The following is a 20,267-nucleotide window of genomic DNA, read 5'->3' on the forward strand; positions in this document are numbered from 1 at the left end:
GTTACGGTGAGTCACAAGACGATGACGATCCGTGACCGTGGAGGCTTGATGGACCCGGTGCTCCTGCGCGACAGCGCTGAACGCAACTTCGACGACCTCGACACCGACGGCGACGGCTTCCTGACCAGGGACGACTACGTCGCGCTGGCCCGGCACCGCATCCACCGGGCCGGCGCGCGGCCGGACACCCCCGAGGCGAAGAAGGTCGTCGAGGCGTTCGTCGACGCCTGGGACACCCACGTCCACGCCCTCGACGCCGACCGCGACGGCCGCATCAGCAGGGAGGAGTACGTCGAGTCGTTCCAGGCGCTGGTGCGCACGGGCGCGCTGGACGGCGTCCTGAACCCCATGTCGCGCGCCACCTTCGACCTCGCCGACCACGACGGCGACGGCGAGCTCACCGTCGAGGAGTTCCGCACCCTGTGGATCCGCGAGGACGGGCTCTCGGCCGCCTTCGACCGGGCCGACGCCGACGGCGACGGCCGCATCACCTTCGAGGAGTACGCGCGCCTGCGCCGCGGCCTGCTCGTCGGCGAGCTCTAGCGGGAACACGTCGAAGGGCCCGGCCGGAGCCGGGCCCTTCGACGTGTTCCGAACGCGTGCTACTTCGACTGGGTGGGCGAGGGAGCGAGCGTCTCCATCGGGGTGTTGCCGGTCGGCTCGGGCGGCAGCGGGGCCTGGTCGGACGTGGTGGTGATGGCGTCCTGGCCGCCGCAGATGGCGCCCGGCTCAGGGGTGTCGGCCCCGTTCTGGTACTTCTTGATGAAGGCCTTGAGCTTGGGGTCGGCGGGGTCCTGCAGCTTGAGCTGGTGGCCCCACGTCGAGGCGACCAGCGGCGCGGGCAGGCCCGGGTAGGGGCTCACCAGCATGTAGTCCTGCTGGCCCGTGGAGGTCGCCACTTCCTTCAGCGCGTCGATCTGCGCCTTGGGCAGGTCGGGGCGGTAGGTGATCCAGACCGCGCCGTGCTCCAGCGAGTGCACCGCGTGCTCGTTGTGGATCGGCTTGTCGTAGACCGCGCACTGCTGCCAGTAGTTGTTGTGCTCGCCGCCGACGGGCGGGGTCTCCTTGTACGTGACCGTCTTGGCGACGTGCTGGCCGGCCTCGTACTTGTAGCTGGTCACCGCGTCGAGCGAGGTCGCGCGGGCCTGGTTGACCAGGTAGATCCCGACCACGCCGACGAGGACCACGACGATGAGACCGCCCGTCCCCCACATGAGCAGTGCGGCGCGGCGTTGTTTGCGCTGCTGCTCGGCCCGCATCTTCTGCAGATGCTCGCGCCTCGCCTGCGCCTTCTCCTTCGTCATCGTCCCTCCATCGGCGTACTGACTGCGGTCACCCTATGCCCTACCGGCGTATGCGGAGAATAAGGGGCGCATAAGCGTCGGATCACAGCTTCGCGCGGGGCATGGGTAGTCTGGAGCGGCCATGGAAAAGCCCGCAAGAAAACCCGTTCTGATCCTCTGCGCCGTGCTGGTGCTCGCCGCCGCGGCGGCCCTGCTGTTCGGCAGGGACGGCACTCCCGGAGACTCCTCGCCCGAAGCCGGGTTCGCCCGCGACATGGCCACGCATCACGCGCAGGCCGTGGAGATGGCGTTCGTCATCCGGGACAAGGGCCCGGCCAAGGAGATCAGGAACCTCGCCTTCGACATCATCACCACGCAGTCCAACCAGCGCGGCATGTTCCAGGGCTGGTTGCAGCAGTGGGATCTCGGTCAGGCGACCGACCAGCGGCCGATGGCCTGGATGGCGGGCCACGGCCACGGGGCCACGCCCGCGCCAGGTGCAACGTCGGGCGCGATGCCGGGCATGGCCTCGCCGCAGGAGCTGGCCAAGCTCAAGGAGCTGCAGGGCGTCCAGGCCGAGGTGCTGTTCCTCCAGCTCATGATCCGCCACCACGAGGGCGGCGTGGAGATGGCCGAGGGGCTGCTGAAGCTGTCCAAGCGGGACGAGGTGGTCAGCATGGCCCAGAAGATCGTCCAGGGGCAGAGCGGTGAGATCAAGCTGATGACCGACCTGCTCAGGCAGCGTGGCGCGCAGCCGTACCCGTCGATCCTGGCCTCCTGAGCCCCGCGCGGGGGCGCGTGAGAGGCTGGAGACCCGGAGCGGGAAGGGCGGGCGCCATGATCACCGCAGGAGCCGAGACCGTCGTCGTGGGCTCGGGGCCCAACGGGCTGATGGCCGCCGTCATGCTGGCCCGCGCCGGGCGTGAGGTGCTGCTGCTGGAGGCGGGCGACCGGTTCGGCGGCGGGCTGCGTTCCGGCGAGCTGACGCTGCCCGGCCGGGTCCACGACCTGGGCGCCACCGTGATGGCGATGGCGCTGGCCTCGCCCGCGTTCCGGGCGCTCGATCTCAAGGGGGTCGAGTTCGCCCACCCTCCGGTGGCCGCCGCCCATCCGCTCGACGACCGTCCGGCCGTGCTCCTGCACCGGGACGCCGACCGTACGGCCGAGGGGCTGGGCCGGGACGGCCGGGTGTGGCGGGCGACCGCGGGCGCGGCGGCGCGGGGCGGGTTCCCGCTCATCGACCTGCTGCTCAGCCCGCTCGGGCCGTGGCGGGCCGGTCCTGGCACGTTCGCGCGGGCGGCCGGATTCGGGGCGGCGGCCGTGCTGCCGGCCACGACGTTCGGCCGGGGGGCGCTGCGGACCGTCGAGGGGCGGGCGCTGCTGGCCGGGCTGTCCGCGCACGCCATGCTCGACCTGCGCTCCCCCACCAGCGCCGGCTACGGGCTGGTGCTCGGGGCGCTGGCGCACCTGGTCGGCTGGCCGGTCGTGCGCGGCGGCTCGCAGGTGCTGGCCGACGCCCTGGTGGCCGAGCTGAGGTCGCTGGGCGGCGAGGCGGTCACCGGCCACCGGGTCGAGCGGCTCGACGAGCTCGACGCCCGGACGGTGGTGCTCGACGTGACGCCCCGGCAGTTCCTCGCGATGGCCGACCTGCCCGCCGGGTATCGCCGGAGCCTGCGCCGCTACCGGTACGGGCCCGGCGTCTTCAAGCTGGACTGGGCGCTCGACGGGCCGGTGCCGTGGCGTGACCCGGAGGTCGCGCGGGCCGGGACCGTGCACCTCGGCGGCACGCTGGAGGAGATCACGCTCGCCGAGGCCGAGGTCGCCGCCGGACGGCTCTCGCCCCGCCCGTACGTGCTGGTCGTGCAGCCGTACGCGGCCGATCCGACCAGGGGCGGGCACACGCTGTGGGCCTACTGCCACGTCCCCAACGGCTCGCCGGCGGACATGACGGACGCCGTCGAGGCCCAGATCGAACGCTACGCGCCCGGTTTCCGCGACCGGGTGCTGGCCAGGCACGCGACGGGCCCGGCCGGCCTGGAGGCGGCCAACCCCAACCTGGTCGGCGGCGACATCGGCGGCGGGCTCAACGACCTGGTCCAGTTCGTGCGGCGGCCGGTCTGGTCGCCCGCGCCGTGGCGCACCCCGCTGCCGGGGGTGTTCCTCTGCTCCTCCGCCACGCCGCCGGGCCCCGGCGTGCACGGGATGGGCGGCTGGCAGGCCGCCCGCCTGGCCACCCAGGCGGAGCGGCACGCCTCCTGACGGCTCCGGTGGAGCGGACGGCCTCCTGACCGCCGGTCAGAAGGCCGCCGGTCAGGCCCGCATCTCCTCGGCGACCGCCGCCGCGAACGCGTCGACGTCCGCCTCGGTGGTGTCGAAGGAGCACATCCAGCGCACCTCGCCGGTCGCCTCGTTCCAGGTGTAGAAGCGGAAGCGCTTCTGCAGCCGCTCGGTCACGTCCTTGGGCAGGATCGCGAAGACCGCGTTGGCCTCGACGGGCCGGGGCACCGTGACGCCCGGGATGCGCGCCACGGCCTCGGCCAGCCGCCGTCCCATGGCGTTGGCCTGCCGGGCGTTGCGCAGCCACAGGTCGCCCGAGAGCAGCGCCTCGAACTGGGCCGAGACGAACCGCATCTTGGACGACAGCTGCATGAACGTCTTGCGGATGTAGTCGACGCCGGTGGCCGCCTCCGGGTTGAGCACCACGACGGCCTCGCCGTACAGCAGGCCGATCTTGGTGCCGCCGAAGGACAGGACGTCCACGCCCGCGTCGGTGGTCAGGGCCCGCATCGGCACGTCGAGCGCGGCGGCGGCGTTGGTCAGCCGCGAGCCGTCGAGGTGGACGAGCAGGCCGAGCTCGTGCGCGTGCGCGCAGATCGCGGCGATCTCCTCGGGCGTGTAGACCGTGCCCCACTCGGTGGTGTTGGAGATCGACACCACCTTGGGCTGGGCCCGGTGCACGTCGCCGAAGCCCCACGCCTGGCGGTCGATCAGCTCGGGGGTGAGCTTGCCGTCGGGCGTGGGCACGGTGAGCAGCTTGATGCCGCCCGCCACCTCGGGGGCGCCGCCCTCGTCGGTGTGGATGTGCGCGCTCTCGGCGCAGACGACCGCCTCCCAGTGGGCGGTCATCGCGCGCAGCGAGACGACGTTCGCCGCCGTGCCGTTGAAGACCGGCCAGGCCCGCGCCCGGTCGCCGAAGTGCCGCTGGAACACCTGCTGCAGCGCCTCGGTGTAGACGTCGTCGCCGTAGGCGATCTGGTGACCGCCGTTGGCCTGGACGATGGCCTGGAGGATCTCCGGGTGCACGCCGGCGTAGTTGTCGCTGGCGAACGCCTTGAGCTGGGGGTCGTGCCGGGGGATCAAGAAGTGAGGTCCAATCGGGTGCCGTTGATGTCTGCGGCGGGGCGGTCGTAGAGGCCGGCGATCGCCTCCGCCAGGTCGCCGACGTCGGTGAAGCCGGGGAACTTGGCCTCCGGCTTCGCGGCCCTCATGGCGTCGTTGACCAGGGCCTTCACCACCAGTATGACCGCTGCCGCGTTCGTGCCGGACAGCGCGTCGGCCAGGGAGAGCGTCCACGCCTCCGAGGCCGCCTTGGCTGCGGAGTAGGCCGCGCCGCCCGCCGTGGGGCGCTGGGCGGCCTTGGCCGAGACGATGACGAACCGGCCGTTGTCGCTCTTGCGCAGCAGCGGCTCGAAGGCCAGCGACACGTGCTGGAGCGTGCGGATCAGCAGGTCGTGCAGGACGTCCCAGTCCTCCAGGCTGGTGTCGGCGAACGTGCGCGAGCCGCGCCAGCCGCCGACCAGGTGGACGACGCCGTCGACCCGGCCGTGCTCGGCGTCGATCCGCGCCGCCAGGTCCTGGACGGCCGCGCGGTCGAGCAGGTCGACGTCGTCCTTGTCGACCCCGATCACGGTGTGCCCCTGCTTGCGGAAGTGCTCCGAAACGGCCTCACCTGTGGGGCCGCCGGCCCCCGTCACCAGGATGATCATGCGCGGATCCCCTTAGTCGAATCGACCACGTCTGTCAGCTTACGGCGCAGGGCCTCGTAGAACATGCTGAGCGGGAACTCGTCCGGCAGCACCGCGTCCACCTTGGCCTTCTGCTCCTCGGGCAGCGCCTGCACGCCCTTGGCCCACACCGAGCCGGGGGCCGGCGGCACGTACGCGCCGACCAGCTCGTGCGCGGCCAGCCAGTGGGCCAGCTTGGAGCGGTCGATGCTGTCGCGGTACAACTTCTCGACCTCGCCCCGCAGGTCGGCCACGCCGTCGGCGACACGCTCCCAGTCGATCGTGAGCCGGTTGTCGGTCCAGCGGACGATGTCGTTGCGGTGCAGGTAGGCGAAGAGCAGCTGGCCGCCGAGCCCGTCGTAGTTGCGCACCCGGTCACCGGTGACCGGGAACCTGAACAGCCGGTCGAACAGGATCGCGAGCTGGACGTACCGGGCGTGCGGCACGCCCTTGGCCTCCAGCTCCACGGCCTCGCCGAACGCGGTCAGGTCGCAGCGCAGCTCCTCCAGCGAGTACAGCCAGTACGGCATCCGCTGCTTGATCATGAACGGGTCGAACGGCAGGTCGCCGTGGCTGTGCGTGCGGTCGTGGATCAGGTCCCACAGCACGAACGTGTCCTGGGCGAGCTGCTGGGAGTCCAGCAGGCGGGCGGCGTCCGGCGGCAGGTCGAGCCTGAGGGTGGCGGCGGCCGCCGCCGAGACCCGCCGGAACCTGGCGGCCTCGCGGTCGGCGAAGATGCCGCCCCAGGTGAAGCGGGCGGGCGCCTGGCGCACCGCCACCGTCTCGGGGAACAGCACGGCCGAGTGGGTGTCGTAGCCGGAGGTGAAGTCCTCGAACGCGATCGGCACGAACATCGGGTTGTCGTAGCCGCCGGCCTCCAGCCGGGCCAGCCAGTCGGGCCAGATCGTCCGGATCCAGACGGCTTCGAGGTTGCGGTGGAGGTTGCCGTTCTGGGTGTACATGGGGAACACCACGACGTGCTCCAGGCCGTCCACGCGCTGGGTGTCGGGGTGGAACAGGTCGAGGGCGCCGAGGAAGTCGGGCACGCCGAGGTCCTGGTCGGCCCAGGCGGCCAGGTCGTCCTGGACGGCCTGGAGGTAGGCGGCGTCATGGGGGAAGTAAGGCGAAATTTCGCCCACGCGGCGGCCGATCTCGGCGACCAGCGCCTTGGCCCGCTCCTTCTCCTCCGGCACCGAGCCGTCCTTGACCTGCAGCGGCCTCAGCTCCTCCACGGCCTCCTTGAGCCGGGCGAACAGGGCGGCCTTGGCCTCGTCCCGGGCTCCGGCGGCCTCGTCGCCGCCGGGGACGCGGGCGGCCCAGGTGATCACGTTGCCCCAGAGCCTGCGGTGGTCGTAGTCCTCGATCGAGTCGTCGCCGAACAGGTCGGAGTCGGCGAACACGACGACCCGGCCCTTGCCGTGCCGCAGGGCGACGGCCAGCGGCGCGCCCGCCGGGTCGGCGGTGGCCGAGGTGGCGAACAGGACCGTCGCCTCCTCGGGAGCGGTCAGCACACCCGAGCGGTAGAAGCAGGCCCGCTGGACGCCGGCCAGCACGCCGTCGCCCGTGGCACGCTCGCCGAGCACCCAGGTCGCGACCTCGCGGTGGGCGTTCCCCGGGTCGCGCACGGTCGTGTGACCGACGCCCACCCCGAAGCGGGAGAGCAGCTCGGCGACGTTGTTGCCGTACTTGTCCTGCTCCTCCTCGGCCAGCACCACGAGCCCGCCGCCCTCGGCCACGAACGACTCGACGGCGTCCAGCTCGGCGGCGGCGAAGACGGGGCTGCCCTGGCCGGTGGTGCGCTCCCACCGGTCGCCGGACGGGTGGGCGATCACCAGCACGTCCTGGCCGGCCAGGGTCCCGGCCGTCAGGGAGCCCTCGGTGTGGGCGAGCACGTCGTGCCCCAGATGGCGCAGCGCGGCGGCCGCGCGCGCGTAGCTGTTGTCGTCGGGGTGGGCGGGATTGATGGTCTCGGCGACGTCGCGGCGGATGGTCCACGACTCGCTGTGGGCCTCGTCGAACAGCACTCGGGGGAACGATGGCATGAAATATCTCCTGTTACTACCGCCTTCTCACGGAAAATATACACATACGTACCCCCCTGTCCGTCAAACCTCAGGCCGCACCCGGACGCACAACCCCTGATTCGTAGGCGAAGACGACCGCCTGGGCCCGGTCCCGCAGGCACAGTTTCATCAGCACCCTGGCCACGTGCGTCTTGACGGTGGCCTCGCCGACGTACAGGTCTCTGGCGATCTCGGCGTTCGTCAGGCCCCTGGCCAGCAGCCGCAGCACCTCCAGCTCGCGCGGCGTCAGCTCGGCCAGCATCGGCGAGGGCGTGGGGTCGGCGCGCCCGGCGAACGTGGCGATGACCCGGCTGGTCACGGCCGGGTCGAGCAGCGCGTCACCGGAGTGCACCACCCTGATCGCCTCCAGGAGCTGCTCGGGCGGCGACACCTTGAGCAGGAACCCGCTGGTCCCGGCGCGCAACGCGGCGTAGAGGTTCTCGTCGGTGTCGAACGTGGTCAGCGTGATGACCTTGGGCGGCGAGGGGGTGTCGAGCAGTTCCTTGGCCGCGGCGAGCCCGTCGAGCCGGGGCATGGAGATGTCCATGAGGACGATGTCGGGTCTCGTGCGGCGGGCCACCGCGATGGCCTCGCGTCCGTCGCCGGCCTCGCCGACGACTTCCATGCCGGGGTCGCTCTCGACGACCATGCGCAACCCGGCCCTGACCATCGCCTGGTCGTCGGCGATGACGATTCGTATGCCCACACGCGGAGGGTAGACGCCGGATGCCCGGCTTGGACACCCAGGTCAAGCCGGGCACAAGTCAGTTACAAGTCTACGAAGGGCGCACGCTCTGCCTGATACGCGTCTGGACCGCGTCGTCGCAGGTGTTCCTGGCACAGAAGTACATCACGAGCATGGTCTTGGGCTGCCGGTCGATGACGTAGCTGACGAATCCGAGGCGGGTGCCGCTGGCCGGGTCGTGCAGCGCGCCGTCGAAGCGGGTGGCCGGGCTGTCGCCCGCCTGGTCCTGGACCGGCTTGCCCAGGTCCACCTGGCCGGGCAGCAGGTTGTCCATCTTGCTCTTCATCTGCTCGGAGTCGCCGCCCGCGTCGAGGGTGTCGGAGACCTGGACGTACACGCCCACCGCGCTGTCGGGGTCGTCGGCGACGATCTGGGAGACGGCCGACCAGTCGGCCCCCGGACCGGCCACGAACAGCGACTCGAACTCGGTGGCGTGCGGCGAGGCCACCGCGAACAGGTCCTGGTGGGTGCGCGCGGTCCAGTCGCCGGGGTAGTCGAAGGCGAGCGGCGCGGCGGCGCTGGCGGCGTAGCGCGACCAGGTGTCGCCGCGGTGGTTGAAGATGATCATCGCGACCAGCGCCAGCGCGGCCACGGCGGCCACCAGCGTGACGGCCACGATCGGCAGCCGCCCCGGACGCCTGGCCGGGGCGGTGGGATGGGTGGGGGCCGCGCTGTGCGGGTTGGCCGCGCGCGGCCCGGAGGGCTGTCCCAGGCCGTGCGGGCCGGTCTGAGGCACCGCGTACGGACTGAGCCGCGATCCGGTCTGAGGGACCGCCTGGGGCCCGGTACGGGGCCCTGTGGCCGGCCCCTGAACCGGCCCCGGCACCGGGGCCGCGTGCGGGACCGGGTGGGGCCCCGAGGGGTGCCGGCCGCCCGGCTCGGCGTCCTGGCCGCTGATCGCGTCGCGCAGCGCGGTCACGAACTCGGAGCAGGTGGCGTAGCGCTCCTCGGGCGCCTTGGCCAGCGCGCGCGACATCACGGTGTCCACCTGCGGCGGCAGCTCGGGCCGCAGCTGCGTCAGCGGCACCGGCTGCTCGGCCAGGTGCGCCCACAGCAGCGCGATGTCGTTCTCCCGCTGGAACGGCAGCCGCGCGCTCAGCGCCTCGTAGACCACGCAGGCCAGCGCGTACTGGTCGCACCGGCCGTCGATGTGCTCCTTGTTGATCTGCTCGGGCGACATGTACCGGGGCGTGCCGATGAACTGGTCGGTCTGGGTCAGGCCGGAGATCGACGAGCGGTGCTTGGTGATGCCGAAGTCGGTCAGGTAGACGTGGTCGCCGGCGAGCAGGATGTTGGCCGGCTTCACGTCGCGGTGGATCAGGTCGTGGGCGTGCGCGGCGTCGAGCGCGGCGGCCGTCTGGGCGAAGATCTGGTTGGCCTGGGCGATCGGCAGCGGGCCCCGGTCGTAGATGAGCCTGCGCAGGTCGAGGCCGTCCACGTAGCGCATGGCGATGTACAGGACGCCGTCGGCGTCGGCGTTGGCCTCGTAGATGGGGATGATGTTGGGGTGCTCGATGCTGGCGACCGTCCTGGACTCCAGGATGAACCGCTGGCGGAACCGGTCGTCCACGGAGAGCACCGGGTTGAGGATCTTCAGCGCCACGCGGCGGCTGAGCCGGGGGTCGAGCGCCAGGTAGACGACGGCCATGCCGCCCTTGCCGACGATGTCCTCGATGTAGTACCCGGCCACCTCCTGGCCGATGAGCGATCTGTCGTTCAATTGCATCACGTCTCGATGGGATGGCCGCAGTAGCCGCAGAATCGGTGGGCCGGGCCGAGCCTCATGCCGCACGAGGTGCAGTACTTGACCGGCGGCGTGTCGGGGGCGGTCATCACCTGCTGCTGCTGCGGGACCATCTGGAACGGCTGCGAGCGCCGTACGACGACGGTCTGGCTCCCGGCGTCGTCGAACGGCGGGGCCGCCGCCAGGGGCTCGGGCAGTTCGGCCGGTCTGTCCGGCGCCCGCCGCCGCCACAGCAGGTACACCCCGCCGCCCGCGGCGATGAACAGCACCCCGGCCGCCACCAGGAACGGCCATATCGGCGTCGACCGCGACACGGGGGCCACCGCCTGCTTGGTGCCCTGGTCCTCGGGCCCGCCGCGCTTGGCCAGGGACGTCTTGAGCAGCGTGGCGGCCACCACGTTGCCGGGATACAGCTCCAGCACGCGCTGGAAGCCCGGCGCGGCCTCGGTGTAGTACTTGGTGTGGTAGCGGGTCAGCGCGGCCTCGAAGGCGGTGTCGATCGCGCCCCTGCGCGGCGCGACCTTGGCCGCGGCGAGGGTGGCGGTGATCTCCCTGACGCCCAGCATGGTGGCCTCTTTGCCGCCGCCGATGAGCAGGCCGATGACGTGCCCGTCCTTGTCGCCGATCACCGGCGCGCCGGCCAGGCCCTGGTCGACCAGGGCGCCCAGCTTGACCGGCTCGTCGACCTTCTTCTCCGGGTCGGCGAACGGCCGGCCGGTCGCGCCGGCCTGGCCGCCCTTGGCCAGGTGGGCGATCTGCACGGTCTCCTGGACGCCGGGCCCGGGACGGCCCGTGAAGCCGGCCACGTTGGTCGGCGAGCCCTCCTGGTCGGGCACCTTGTCGGCGAGCGGCGCGGTCGGCATGCCGACGCTGCCGGCGGCGGGCGTGAGCGGGACCAGCACGGCGGGGGTGTCGGGGGTCTTGCCGGCCTTGATGCACTTGTACTTCAGGCCCGCGCTCGGCGGCGAGACGTTGGGGAACACCGTGATGTCGGTGGTGACGTCGATGATGCAGGTGGCGGTGCTGGTCTTCGGCGGGTAGCACTCCTGCAGGTGGTGGTTGAGCTGGTCGTCCTTGAGGGTGTGCTTCTTGTAGTCGAGCGGGATCTTGACCTTGTGGTGCTCGGCGAAGATCTTGTTGGCGGCGTAGATCGCGACGTCGTCCGGGTTGACGGCGTTGCGCCGGAGCGTGACGACGTCGCCCTCGGGGTTGACGACGGCCCCCGTGCCCGAGGCGAACGGTATGTCGTAGGAGCGCTCCACGTGTTTCAGCTCGCCGATGTGGTCGAGCAGGGTGATCTCGACGTGGGACACCGCCTCCACCCGCACCACGGCCGGCGTCACCAGGTCGGTGATCCCGCTCGGATGGTTGTGGGCGGCGGCGGGGGCCGCGAGCAGGGGGATCGCGAGCAGCACGAGGACCGCCGCCACGCCGCCCGCCAGAGCTGTGATGCGCGCCATCTTCGCTCCAAACACTGAATAGGTCCAGGTTCCCAATCAGATGCCGTAAGTCAAGGGATCAATACATAGACAAGCGCTTGCTCGGGGACTTAACGTACCGGGATGGGGTTCGCGATCGGCGTCGATGTCGGCGGCACCTTCACTGACGTGGTCCTGAGCGGCCCCGGCGGCGTCACCGCGGTGGCCAAGTGTCTGAGCACCCACGACGACCCCATCGCGGGCATACTCACCGGCGTTACTCGCGCGCTCGGGTCCGTGGACCCCGCCCAGGTCACCCGGGTCGTGCACGCCACCACGCTGGCGACCAACGCCGTGCTCGAACGCACGGGCGCGCGGGTGGCGTTCGTGACCACCCGGGGCTTCCGCGCCGCCGTCCCGCTCGGCCGCTACGCCCGCGTCGAGGAGGACCGGTACGACCTGCGCTTCACCCCGCCCCCTCCCCCGGTCGCGCCCGGCGACTGCTTCGAGGTGGACGAGCGCGTCTCGGCCCGCGGCGCCGTCCTGGAGCCCCTGGACCCCGCCTCGGTACGGCGGGCCGCGGCGGAGATCACCCGGCGCGGCATCACCTCGGCGGCCGTCTGCCTGCTGCACTCCTACGCCGAGCCCGCCCACGAACGGCGGGCCGCGTCGATCCTGCGCGAGCACGTGCCGCACGTGGTGGCCTCCTGCGAGATCTGGCCCGAGATCCGCGAGTACGAGCGCGCCACCACCACCATCATGTCCGCCTACATCGGCCCGCTGATGACCTCCTACCTGTCGCGCCTGCGCGAGCGCCTGGCCGCGATCGGGATCAGCGCGCCCGTCCACGTCATGGAGTCCGGCGGCGGGGTGGTCTCGGCCGAGCTGGCCGCCCGGCGCGCGGTGTCCACCATCGAGTCGGGCCCGGCCGCCGGGGTGCTGGCGGCGGCCGGGACCGGGCTGCCGGACGTGATCTCGTTCGACATGGGCGGCACGACGGCCAAGGCGTGCGCGGTGCGCGGGGGGCGTCCGGAGATCACGCACGAGTTCCACGTGGGCGGCAAGGGCAGCTTCGGCGGGCGGCGGGCGGGCACCGGCGTGCCGATCAAGACGCCGGCCATCGACCTGGCCGAGGTCGGCGCGGGCGGCGGCAGCCTCGCGTGGCTGGACCCGGCGGGCGCGCTGCGCGTCGGGCCGCGGTCGGCCGGCTCCTCCCCCGGGCCCGCCTGCTACGGGCTCGGCGGCGGCGAGCCGACGGTCACCGACGCCGACCTCGTGCTCGGCTACCTCTCCTCCGCCTCGATCCCGCTCTCGGCGTCCCTCGCGGCCAAGGCCCTGGACCGGCTGGCCGGGCCGCTCGGCGTGTCGCGGGAGGAGGCGGCGCACGCCGTGCACGAGATCGTGAACGCCTCGATGGCCGCCGCCGTGCACGTGGTGACGGTGCAGCGCGGGATCGACCCGCGGGGGTTCGCGCTGGTGGCGTTCGGGGGCGCGGGACCGATGCACGCGGCCGGGGTGGCGCGGCGGTTCGGGATCGCGACGGTGGTGGTGCCCGCGCACTGCGGGGTGGCCTCGGCGGCCGGGCTGCTGTCGGGGGCGCTGTCGACGGACCGGGTGCTGTCGCGCCTGGACGCCGGCGACCCGGAGCGGATCTTCGCCGACCTGGCCGCCGACGCCGCCGCCGACCTGGGCCTCGCGGAGGTGCGGGTGACGCGGTCGGTGGACGTGCGGTTCAAGGGGCAGTCGCACGACCTGACCGTGGACTGGTCGGAGTCGCGGGAGAAGCTGGCGGCGCGATTCTTCGCGAAATATGCGCAGGTGTACGGAATTGTCCAGCAAGGGGAGATCGAGCTGGTCAGCTACCGCGTCCGCGTCACCGACGCCGCCACGCCCGCCACGCCTGCCACGCCCGCCGCACCTGGGTCTGGTGGGGACGCGGAGGGCCGCAGGAGGGCGTACTTCCCCGAGGCCGGGGGGTGGGTCGACGTCCCCGTGCACACCCGCCGGACCCTGGACCGGGTGCGCGGCCCGGCGATCGTGGAGGACGCCGGATCCACGATCGTGGTCCCGCCCGGCTGGCTGGCCTCGTACGAGGTGTCGGGCGCCGTGCGCCTGACCCTGGAGGGCGCCGCGTGAACGACGCCCTGACCGCCGAGGTGCTGAGGAACGCGCTGGTCGTGGCGGCCGAGGAGGCCGGCATCGTGGTGGTGCGGTCGGCGTACTCGACGTTCATCGTGGAGGGGTCCGACGCCTCGGCGGCGATCCTGGACGCCGGCGGACGGCTGGTCGCGCAGTCCATGGCGACCACGCTGATGAACAGCATGGCCCTGAAGGTCGCCCTGCCCGAGCTGCTGAAGGACATCCCGCCGCACACCATGCGGCCCGGCGAGGCGTACGCGCTCAACGACGCCTACCGGGGCGGCGTGCACACCAACGACCTGCTGGTCTACCGGCCGGTGTTCGCCGGCGGGGTCCCGGCGTACTTCACCGCCACCATGATCCACGTCTCCGACCTGGGCGGGCTGTCGGCCGGCGGCATGGCCCCGCTGGCCACCGACATCTTCCTCGAAGGGCTCCAGCTCCCGCCGGTCCGCCTGGCCACCCGGGACGGACTCGAACCCGCCGTGGAGGCCGTCCTGCGGGCCAACAGCCGCACGCCCGACAAGGTCCTGGGCGACGTCCGGGCCCTGGTCGCCGGGACGGCGGTGGCCGCCTCCCGCGTGGAGGCCCTGCTGGCCGAGTACGGAGAGGAGGGCCTGGCCGCGGGCGTCGCGGACTACCTGGACCACACCGAGACCCGGACCCGCGCCGCGCTGGCGGAGCTGCCCCGGGGGCGGTTCGAGGCGTCGTACCCGATTGACGACGACGGGATGCGGCCGGGGGTGGCGCACCACGTACGGGTCGCCGTCACGCTCGGCGGGGACGCGGCCGTCCTCGACTTCACCGGCACCGGGCCGCAGGTGCCGGCCGCGATCAACGCCTCGGCGTCGCAGTCGCTGGCGGCGGCCGTCTTCGCGGTGCGCTGCTTCCTGGACCCGACGATCCCGATGAACGACGGCTGCCTGCGCGCGATCGAGGTCGTGCTGCCGGAGGGCTCCCTGCTCAACGCCCGCTCCCCGTACCCCTGCGGCGGCCGGTACGTCCCCATCTACGCCGCCATGGAGGCCGTGTTCCAGGCGATGTCGGACGCGATGCCGGACCGCGCGATCGCGGCCAGCGGGATCCTCCAGCCGTTCTCGATCGCCGCGGTGGGGGCGCCGTACTGGATCCACCTGTCCTACGACTTCGGCGGGGTGGGCGCCCGGCAGGGGCTGGACGGGCCCGACGCGACAGGCGTGCACTTCGGCATCGGCCGCAACTCGGTGCCGCAGGCCGAGCCGGTGGAGAGCCGCTGCCCGCTGATCGTGGAGTCGGTCGAGACGATCGCCGACTCCGGCGGCCCCGGCCGCTTCCGGGGCGGGCTCGGCTCGCGTACCGTCTACCGCTTCCTGGCCGACTGCCACGTCACCACCCGCGGCGACCGCCTGCGCCTCCCGCCCCCGGGCCGGGACGGCGGCCTGCCCGGCAGGGTGGGCGGCTTCCACAAGCGCCACCTGGACGGGCGGCTGGAACGCCTGGCCTCGAAGGTCAACAACGTGCGGTTCGCGGCGGGCGAGGCGTTCGTCGTGGAGACCACGGGCGGCGGCGGCCTCGGCCCCCCGTCGGAAAGGGACCCGGCGGCGATCCGGGCCGACCTGGAATCAGGCCACATCACCGCCGAAGGCGCCGCGACCGACTACGGCTTCGACCCCCGGGGACCGGTCAGGACGGCCGGGTCGAAACTCACCGGATAGGGCGCCGAGAGACTGACCGTGGTGCCCGCCTCGTACGCGACGGGCCCCTTGTAGGAGTCGTCGTCGAGCTCGTAGACGTAGAGCGTCGGCCCTTCGTCGGGCTCGACGCGCCAGTAGACGGGGATTCCGGCCGCCGCGTAGGCCGCCGCCTTGGTCGTCCTGTCGAAGGTCCGGGTGCCCGGGCTGACCACTTCCACGGCCAGCAGCAGGTCGCCGGGGGCGAACATGAGCGGCACCGACTCACTCGCCTTCTCCGGCACGACGACGAGGTCGGGGATGTAGAAGTCCTTCTCTCCAGGACGGACGTTGACAGTCGACAAGGGCTCCAGCCCCGGAGGGGCCGCTTCGTCGAGGATGCACTGCAGCCGGAAGATCACTCGCTGGTGCAGGGGGGTGGGGGCAGGGCTCACTACTAGGCTCCCGTTGAAGAGCTCGTAGCGGTTCCCGTCGTCGGGGAACCTGAGCAGGTCGTCGACTGTGAACGGCGGCGCGCCGGGAAGGACGGTGCGCCTCGTTGTCGGTTCGATCGCCAATGCGGTCACCCACTCAGTATCGGGAGTCACGCCCTCGTCGACATCGTACTTCCCGAAGAAAGTCACCTGTAGTCACCGGGTCGCCACGCCTCGGCGCCGCGGCGGACGGCGGTGTGGACGGCGCGGGCCGCGCGGGCGCCCCACTCCGAGCGGGGGCCGCCGAACACCTGCTCCGGCCCGTCCTGCGGGACGACCACGCAGACGGCGTCCGAGGCGGTGCCCGTGCAGGGGTAGCCGGCCTCGATCAGCGCCTGGGTCTTGGCCTCGGTGACCGTCATGACCAGGTTCACCAGGGCGGCGTCGGTCATGGCGACGGGCATGACGGTCACGATGTTGACGGTCCCCGCCCGCATGGGGGCGAGTTCGGGGTCGGCGGTGCCCTCGGGGGCCGCGGCCCAGGTGGGGACGCGGAGCCCGACGGTGGCCACGGCCTCCGCTCCCCCGTCGGCGGCCCGTACGTACCGGTCGACGGAGGCGGCGGTCAGCATGCCGACGCCGGGGCCGGGCGGGCCCAGCTCGACCAGGTGGTCGACCGGGTCCATCCGCGCGTAACCGGCCACGACCTGGGCGTTCAGCACCCATTCGCGGGGGCCGATGCCGCCGCCCAGCATGGCCGAGGAGATCATGCGGAAGCCGGGCCCGAACTCCCACAGCAGGGACCCCAGCCGGGTGCCCTCCTCCACGCGATAGGTCAGCTTCACGTTCCCCCTCGTACCAGGTGGACCACGGGCCGACCGTCCGGGCCCGGCTCGATCTTGACACGGGCCTCGAAGTGCCGTCCGATCAGCGCCTCGGTGAGCACCTGGTCGGGGCGGCCGGCGGCGGCGGCGCGGCCGCCGGCCAGCAGCATCAGGGAGTCGGCGTACAGGCCGGCGACGGTCAGGTCGTGCAGGGTGGTGACGACGGTCAGGCCGTCGGCGCGCCGCAGGCGGTCGATCAGCTCCAGCACCTGCTGCTGGTGGCCGAGGTCGAGCGCGGTGGTGGGCTCGTCGAGCAGCAGCACGGGGGCCTGCTGGGCCAGCGCCCTGGCCAGCACGACGCGCTGGCGCTCGCCGCCGGACAGCTCGCCGACGCGGCGTCCGGCGAAGGAGGTCAGGTCCAGCCGGTCCAGCACGGACGCGGTCACGTCACGGTCGTGCCCGCTCTCCCGTCCCAGGTAGGGGATGTACGGGGTGCGCCCCAGCAGGGCGTAGTCGAAGACCGTCATGTCGGGCGGCAGGGCGGGCGTCTGCGGGGCGTAGGCCAGCAGCCTGGCGCGCTCGCGGGGCTTGAGCGCGGCGAGCGGGCGCTCGTCGAGCACGACCTCGCCGCGGTGCGGGACGATCGCGCCCATGACGGTCTTGAGCAGCGTGGACTTGCCCGCGCCGTTGGGCCCGATGATCGCCAGCCATTCGCCGCGCCGGACGTACGCGTCCACGCCGGTCAGCACGTCGCGCTCGCCCAGGCGCACCGACAGGGCCGATACGCCGATCACGTGGCCACCCGCCTGGTCATGCGCAGGACGCCGACGAAGAACGGCGCCCCGACGAACATCGTGACGACCCCGATGGGCAGCTCGGCCGGCGCGATCACGGTACGGGCGATGAGGTCGGCCGCCACGAGGAAGGCCGCGCCGCCGATGAGCGACAGCGGCAGCACGATCCGGTACGACCCGCCCGCCAGCCGCCGGACGACGTGCGGCACGACCACGCCGACGAACCCGATGAGCCCGCTGACCGCGACGGCCGACGCGGTGGCCAGGGAGGCGGCCACGAGGACGGTCAGGCGCACCCGGCCGGCCCGTACGCCGAGGCTGCCGGCCTCCTCGTCGCCGACGCTGAGCACGTCCAGCATCCTGCTGTGCAGCAGGAGCAGGACGGAGGAGACCGCGGCGTACGGCAGGACCAGCAGGAGCTGGTCCCAACCGCCGCCGACGTCGCCGAGGATCCAGGAGTAGATGCGCTCCAGCTCCTCGACCTTGAGCTGCTGGACGAACGTCTGGATCGCGGTCAGGAACGACGTGACCGCGACCCCGGCCAGCACCAGGGTCGCGGTGCCGCCGCCGGGGCCGCCGGAGCGGCCGGCGGCGTTGCCCAGCGTGTACGCCAGGAACACCCCGCCCACCGCCCCCGCGAAGGCGGCGACCGGGATGCTCGCGCCGGCGCCGGGCAGCAGCACGATGGCCAGCGTCGTGGCCAGCCCGGCGCCGGAGGCGGCCCCCAGCAGGTACGGGTCGGCCAGCGGGTTGCGGAACACGCCCTGGTACCCGGCGCCGGCCATGGCCAGCAGGCCGCCCACGACCGCGGCGACGAGCACCCTGGGCAGGCGCAGCTCGTACAGCAGGCCCTGCTCGACCGGCGCGAGGCCCGAGTCGGCCGAGACGAACGGCAGCCAGTCCACCACCTGGAGGACCACCTGCCACGGCGAGATGTCCGCCGCGCCGCCGAGCAGCCCGGCGACCATCGTGAGGGCCAGCACGACCAGGGCGCCCGCCACCCACACAGGCCGCGCCCTGGACGGCTGCGCCTTGCCTGTCACCGTCAGCCCGTGCCGCCGGCCTTGGCCACGGCCGCGCCGATCGCCTCGGCCAGGTCCACGACGCGCGGGCCCCAGCGGGAGGCGAGGTCGTCGTCGAGCTGGATCACCTGGTCGTTCTTGACGGCCGACAAATTCTTCCAGCCGGGCCGCTTGGCCAGCGTCTCCTTGCTCTGCTGGCAGCACTTGACGTCAGCCAGGAAGATCAGCGCGGGATCGGCCTGGGCGACGAACTCGGCCGACAGCTTGGGGTAGCCGCCCGCCGCGTCCGGGGCCTGGTCGGCGATGTTGGTCAGGCCGAACATGGCGTAGACCTGGCCGATGAACGTCCCGGACGTGGCGGCGTACGGCGTCTGGTCGAGCTCGTGGTAGTAGGTGAGCTTCTTGTCCTTGGGGGCGTCGGCGGCCAGTTTGTCCATGGCGGTCTTCATGCCGGTGACGACCTCGTCGGCCTTGGCCTTGTTGCCGGTGGCCGCGCCGATCTCGGCGATCTCCTCGTACGCCTCCTCCAGCTTGGTCGCGGCCGGTTCGAGCAGGACGGGGACGTTCACCTTGGCCAGCTCGGCGACGATCTTGTCCTGGTCGTTGGACAGGATCACCAGGTCGGGCTTCTTGGCGACGATGGCCTCGACGTTCGGCTTGAAGCCGGACAGGTCGCTCTTGGGGGCCTCGGGCGGGTAGTTCGACTGGTCGTCCACCGCGACGACCTGGGGGCCGGCGCCGACCGCGAACAGCGTCTCGGTGTGGGTGGCCGAGAGCGAGACGATGCGTTCGGGCTTCTTGGCGAGGGTGACCTTGCCGTTGCCGGCCTCGACGGTGACCGGGAAGTCCCCGGTGCTCGCCGCCGCGGTCGCGGCAGGGGGGGCGGTGGGGGAATCGGTGGGGGAATTCGAGGGGGCGACATTGGCGCCGGTCTGGCCACATCCGGCCAGGACGAGCGTTCCCAGCAGCGCGCCCGCGAAGGCCGTGCGTACGGGCCTCACGAGTAGTCCTTTCACACTGTCGGAACCGAGAGACCCGCGATGAGCGACGGATCACCCTTTTCCACGAGGGTTGATGACGTCGGCGCAGAGGCAGGCGACCTGGCTATGACAGTTGCGGGACAGCGCCGGATTCGCACCGGACTTCGCTGCAGCACTGCGCGTCGGACAAACGTTATCAATGCCGCAGACGTCCTCGGCGTCAAGGGTGCGCGGACTCAGCGGGCGAGCTGCTCCTCCGCCGCGGCGATGATCTCCTGGAGCCGCAGGCCGTGCGCCGCGTCGAGCGGGTGACCGCCGCCGCGCCGGACGGTCTGGGCGAACTCCTCCGCCACGGTCTCGAAGGGGTCCTCGTCGCCGGGCAGCAGGACGGCGTTGCCGGTCCTGCCGTACACCTCGACGGTCGAGGGCGGCAGGTCGCCGACGGCCGCCATGCACAGGGACGCCTCGCTGACCGCGCCGCCCTCGTGCTCCAGCAGCAGGCCGGTCCAGCCGAGCGGGTTGCCGTGCGCGCGCACGCCGACGACCCGGCCGAGCGCGGCGTCGAGCAGGTCGATCACGTGCGGGCCCACGTCCAGCAGGGCGCCGCGCTCCAGCCGCCACGGGGTGGCGAACGGGTTGTCGCCGAGCAGCGCGCCGGAGATGTTGACGGCGTGCCCGCCGAACGGCCGGATCTCGGCGCAGCGGGCCAGGAACGTGCGCGTCGGGGTCGCGTAACGCATGGTGAGCATCATCTGCGAGGGCACGCCCGTCTCCGCCACGGCCTCGGCCACGCGCATGGCGCCCTCGACCGAGTCGGCCAGCGGCTTCTCCAGCAGCAGCGCCTTGCCCGCGTGGGCGGCGCGGACGGCCAGCTCGGCCTGCACGCCGGGCGGCACGCAGAACGCCACGGCCTCGCAGGCGTCGAACAGCTCCTCGACGCGCTCGAACACGGGGGCGCCGAGCCTGGCGGCATGGTCGGGGCGGCGGGCCCAGACGCCGGCGAGCCGGGTGTGCGGGCCTCTGGCCAGCATCGGCGCGTGCGCCATCTCCGCCCAGGGCCCCGCCCCGATCAACCCGACCGCGACCGGCTCCATCCATCCCCCTAAGTCCGCTTTCTCCCGACCTTAGATCCCTTTCCTCGTTCTCCTCCCACCGGCCCCCTGCGGCC

The 20,267-nt window shown here is 72.5% G+C and carries 18 protein-coding genes; 5 read left to right on the forward strand and 13 right to left on the reverse strand.

Features of this window, described 5'->3' with window-relative positions; genetic code table 11:
• The first annotated feature begins 48 nt into the window (after nt 1-48).
• Nucleotides 49-543, forward strand: a complete 495-nt coding sequence (locus ACWCSU_RS12860) for an EF-hand domain-containing protein (protein ID WP_364104772.1) — start codon at nt 49-51, stop codon at nt 541-543.
• 59 nt (nt 544-602) lie between these two features.
• On the opposite strand, the gene ACWCSU_RS12865 is transcribed toward ACWCSU_RS12860, so the two are convergent.
• Nucleotides 603-1,304, reverse strand: a complete 702-nt coding sequence (locus ACWCSU_RS12865; protein WP_449935029.1) for a DUF3105 domain-containing protein — start codon at nt 1,302-1,304, stop codon at nt 603-605.
• Between the two features lie 121 nt (nt 1,305-1,425).
• Between ACWCSU_RS12865 and ACWCSU_RS12870 the strand changes: the two genes are divergently transcribed.
• Both ACWCSU_RS12870 and ACWCSU_RS12875 read left to right on the forward strand, forming a co-directional pair.
• The gene (locus ACWCSU_RS12870; RefSeq protein WP_449935030.1) at nt 1,426-2,064 is read left to right on the forward strand and encodes a DUF305 domain-containing protein; all 639 of its coding nucleotides are present in this window, start codon (nt 1,426-1,428) and stop codon (nt 2,062-2,064) included.
• A 56-nt stretch (nt 2,065-2,120) separates the two neighbouring features.
• Nucleotides 2,121-3,542: a phytoene desaturase family protein gene (locus tag ACWCSU_RS12875; RefSeq protein WP_449935031.1), complete on the forward strand. Its 1,422-nt coding sequence runs from the start codon at nt 2,121-2,123 to the stop codon at nt 3,540-3,542.
• Between the two features lie 51 nt (nt 3,543-3,593).
• Here ACWCSU_RS12875 and ACWCSU_RS12880 read toward each other — a convergent pair whose 3' ends face one another.
• The 6 genes from ACWCSU_RS12880 to ACWCSU_RS12905 all read right to left on the reverse strand — a co-directional run bounded on the left by ACWCSU_RS12880 (nt 3,594) and on the right by ACWCSU_RS12905 (nt 11,299).
• Nucleotides 3,594-4,643: a threonine aldolase family protein gene (locus tag ACWCSU_RS12880; RefSeq protein WP_357700841.1), complete on the reverse strand. Its 1,050-nt coding sequence runs from the start codon at nt 4,641-4,643 to the stop codon at nt 3,594-3,596.
• Nucleotides 4,640-5,269, reverse strand: a complete 630-nt coding sequence (locus ACWCSU_RS12885) for an SDR family NAD(P)-dependent oxidoreductase (protein WP_357700843.1) — start codon at nt 5,267-5,269, stop codon at nt 4,640-4,642. Before ACWCSU_RS12885 ends, ACWCSU_RS12880 begins: the two co-directional genes overlap by 4 nt.
• Entirely contained in the window at nt 5,266-7,329 is a 2,064-nt protein-coding gene (locus ACWCSU_RS12890) for a DUF6421 family protein (protein ID WP_357700845.1), read from the reverse strand. Before ACWCSU_RS12890 ends, ACWCSU_RS12885 begins: the two co-directional genes overlap by 4 nt.
• 70 nt (nt 7,330-7,399) lie before the next feature.
• Nucleotides 7,400-8,056, reverse strand: coding sequence for a response regulator transcription factor (locus tag ACWCSU_RS12895; RefSeq protein ID WP_357700847.1), 657 nt, complete (start codon nt 8,054-8,056; stop codon nt 7,400-7,402).
• Nucleotides 8,057-8,126: 70 nt separating this feature from the next.
• Nucleotides 8,127-9,821 (reverse strand): serine/threonine protein kinase, encoded by a 1,695-nt coding sequence (locus tag ACWCSU_RS12900; protein WP_449935106.1) that lies wholly within the window; start codon nt 9,819-9,821, stop codon nt 8,127-8,129.
• Nucleotides 9,821-11,299, reverse strand: a complete 1,479-nt coding sequence (locus ACWCSU_RS12905; protein ID WP_357700849.1) for a zinc ribbon domain-containing protein — start codon at nt 11,297-11,299, stop codon at nt 9,821-9,823. Before ACWCSU_RS12905 ends, ACWCSU_RS12900 begins: the two co-directional genes overlap by 1 nt.
• Nucleotides 11,300-11,401: 102 nt before the next feature.
• On the opposite strand from ACWCSU_RS12905, the gene ACWCSU_RS12910 reads away from it, so the two are divergent.
• Together ACWCSU_RS12910 and ACWCSU_RS12915 are read left to right on the forward strand one after the other, a co-directional pair.
• The gene (locus ACWCSU_RS12910) at nt 11,402-13,393 is read left to right on the forward strand and encodes a hydantoinase/oxoprolinase family protein (RefSeq protein ID WP_449935032.1); all 1,992 of its coding nucleotides are present in this window, start codon (nt 11,402-11,404) and stop codon (nt 13,391-13,393) included.
• Complete coding sequence (locus tag ACWCSU_RS12915) at nt 13,390-15,090, forward strand: hydantoinase B/oxoprolinase family protein (protein WP_449935033.1); 1,701 nt, start codon at nt 13,390-13,392, stop codon at nt 15,088-15,090. Before ACWCSU_RS12910 ends, ACWCSU_RS12915 begins: the two co-directional genes overlap by 4 nt.
• Here ACWCSU_RS12915 and ACWCSU_RS12920 read toward each other — a convergent pair.
• From ACWCSU_RS12920 to ACWCSU_RS12945, 6 genes are all read right to left on the reverse strand, one after another.
• The gene (locus tag ACWCSU_RS12920) at nt 15,033-15,632 is read right to left on the reverse strand and encodes a Uma2 family endonuclease (protein WP_449935034.1); all 600 of its coding nucleotides are present in this window, start codon (nt 15,630-15,632) and stop codon (nt 15,033-15,035) included. The genes ACWCSU_RS12915 and ACWCSU_RS12920 overlap by 58 nt on opposite strands.
• 53 nt (nt 15,633-15,685) lie before the next feature.
• The gene (locus ACWCSU_RS12925; protein ID WP_449935035.1) at nt 15,686-16,324 is read right to left on the reverse strand and encodes an adenosylcobinamide amidohydrolase; all 639 of its coding nucleotides are present in this window, start codon (nt 16,322-16,324) and stop codon (nt 15,686-15,688) included.
• Nucleotides 16,321-17,097, reverse strand: coding sequence for an ABC transporter ATP-binding protein (locus ACWCSU_RS12930; protein ID WP_449935036.1), 777 nt, complete (start codon nt 17,095-17,097; stop codon nt 16,321-16,323). Before ACWCSU_RS12930 ends, ACWCSU_RS12925 begins: the two co-directional genes overlap by 4 nt.
• On the reverse strand, nt 17,094-18,140 hold the full coding sequence (locus ACWCSU_RS12935; RefSeq protein ID WP_449935037.1) for a FecCD family ABC transporter permease: 1,047 nt from the start codon (nt 18,138-18,140) through the stop codon (nt 17,094-17,096). The genes ACWCSU_RS12930 and ACWCSU_RS12935 overlap by 4 nt, the downstream gene beginning before the upstream one ends.
• A 2-nt stretch (nt 18,141-18,142) precedes the next feature.
• The gene (locus tag ACWCSU_RS12940) at nt 18,143-19,120 is read right to left on the reverse strand and encodes an ABC transporter substrate-binding protein (protein WP_449935038.1); all 978 of its coding nucleotides are present in this window, start codon (nt 19,118-19,120) and stop codon (nt 18,143-18,145) included.
• A gap of 215 nt (nt 19,121-19,335) precedes the next feature.
• Entirely contained in the window at nt 19,336-20,193 is an 858-nt protein-coding gene (locus tag ACWCSU_RS12945; RefSeq protein WP_449935039.1) for a Gfo/Idh/MocA family protein, read from the reverse strand.
• Nucleotides 20,194-20,267: the final 74 nt, after the last annotated feature.

The sequence above is a fragment of the Nonomuraea sp. NPDC001699 genome (assembly GCF_053596455.1).

What these genes read in the sequence shown, in the direction of transcription:
- ACWCSU_RS12865 (WP_449935029.1), bottom strand. Translation starts at nt 1,304, where the DNA reads ATGACGAAGGAGAAGGCGCAGGCGAGGCGCGAGCATCTGCAGAAGATG.
- ACWCSU_RS12860 (WP_364104772.1), top strand. Translation starts at nt 49, where the DNA reads ATGGACCCGGTGCTCCTGCGCGACAGCGCTGAACGCAACTTCGACGAC.
- ACWCSU_RS12910 (WP_449935032.1), top strand. Translation starts at nt 11,402, where the DNA reads ATGGGGTTCGCGATCGGCGTCGATGTCGGCGGCACCTTCACTGACGTG.
- ACWCSU_RS12945 (WP_449935039.1), bottom strand. Translation starts at nt 20,193, where the DNA reads ATGGAGCCGGTCGCGGTCGGGTTGATCGGGGCGGGGCCCTGGGCGGAG.
- ACWCSU_RS12870 (WP_449935030.1), top strand. Translation starts at nt 1,426, where the DNA reads ATGGAAAAGCCCGCAAGAAAACCCGTTCTGATCCTCTGCGCCGTGCTG.
- ACWCSU_RS12890 (WP_357700845.1), bottom strand. Translation starts at nt 7,329, where the DNA reads ATGCCATCGTTCCCCCGAGTGCTGTTCGACGAGGCCCACAGCGAGTCG.
- ACWCSU_RS12885 (WP_357700843.1), bottom strand. Translation starts at nt 5,269, where the DNA reads ATGATCATCCTGGTGACGGGGGCCGGCGGCCCCACAGGTGAGGCCGTT.
- ACWCSU_RS12905 (WP_357700849.1), bottom strand. Translation starts at nt 11,299, where the DNA reads ATGGCGCGCATCACAGCTCTGGCGGGCGGCGTGGCGGCGGTCCTCGTG.
- ACWCSU_RS12875 (WP_449935031.1), top strand. Translation starts at nt 2,121, where the DNA reads ATGATCACCGCAGGAGCCGAGACCGTCGTCGTGGGCTCGGGGCCCAAC.
- ACWCSU_RS12900 (WP_449935106.1), bottom strand. Translation starts at nt 9,821, where the DNA reads ATGCAATTGAACGACAGATCGCTCATCGGCCAGGAGGTGGCCGGGTAC.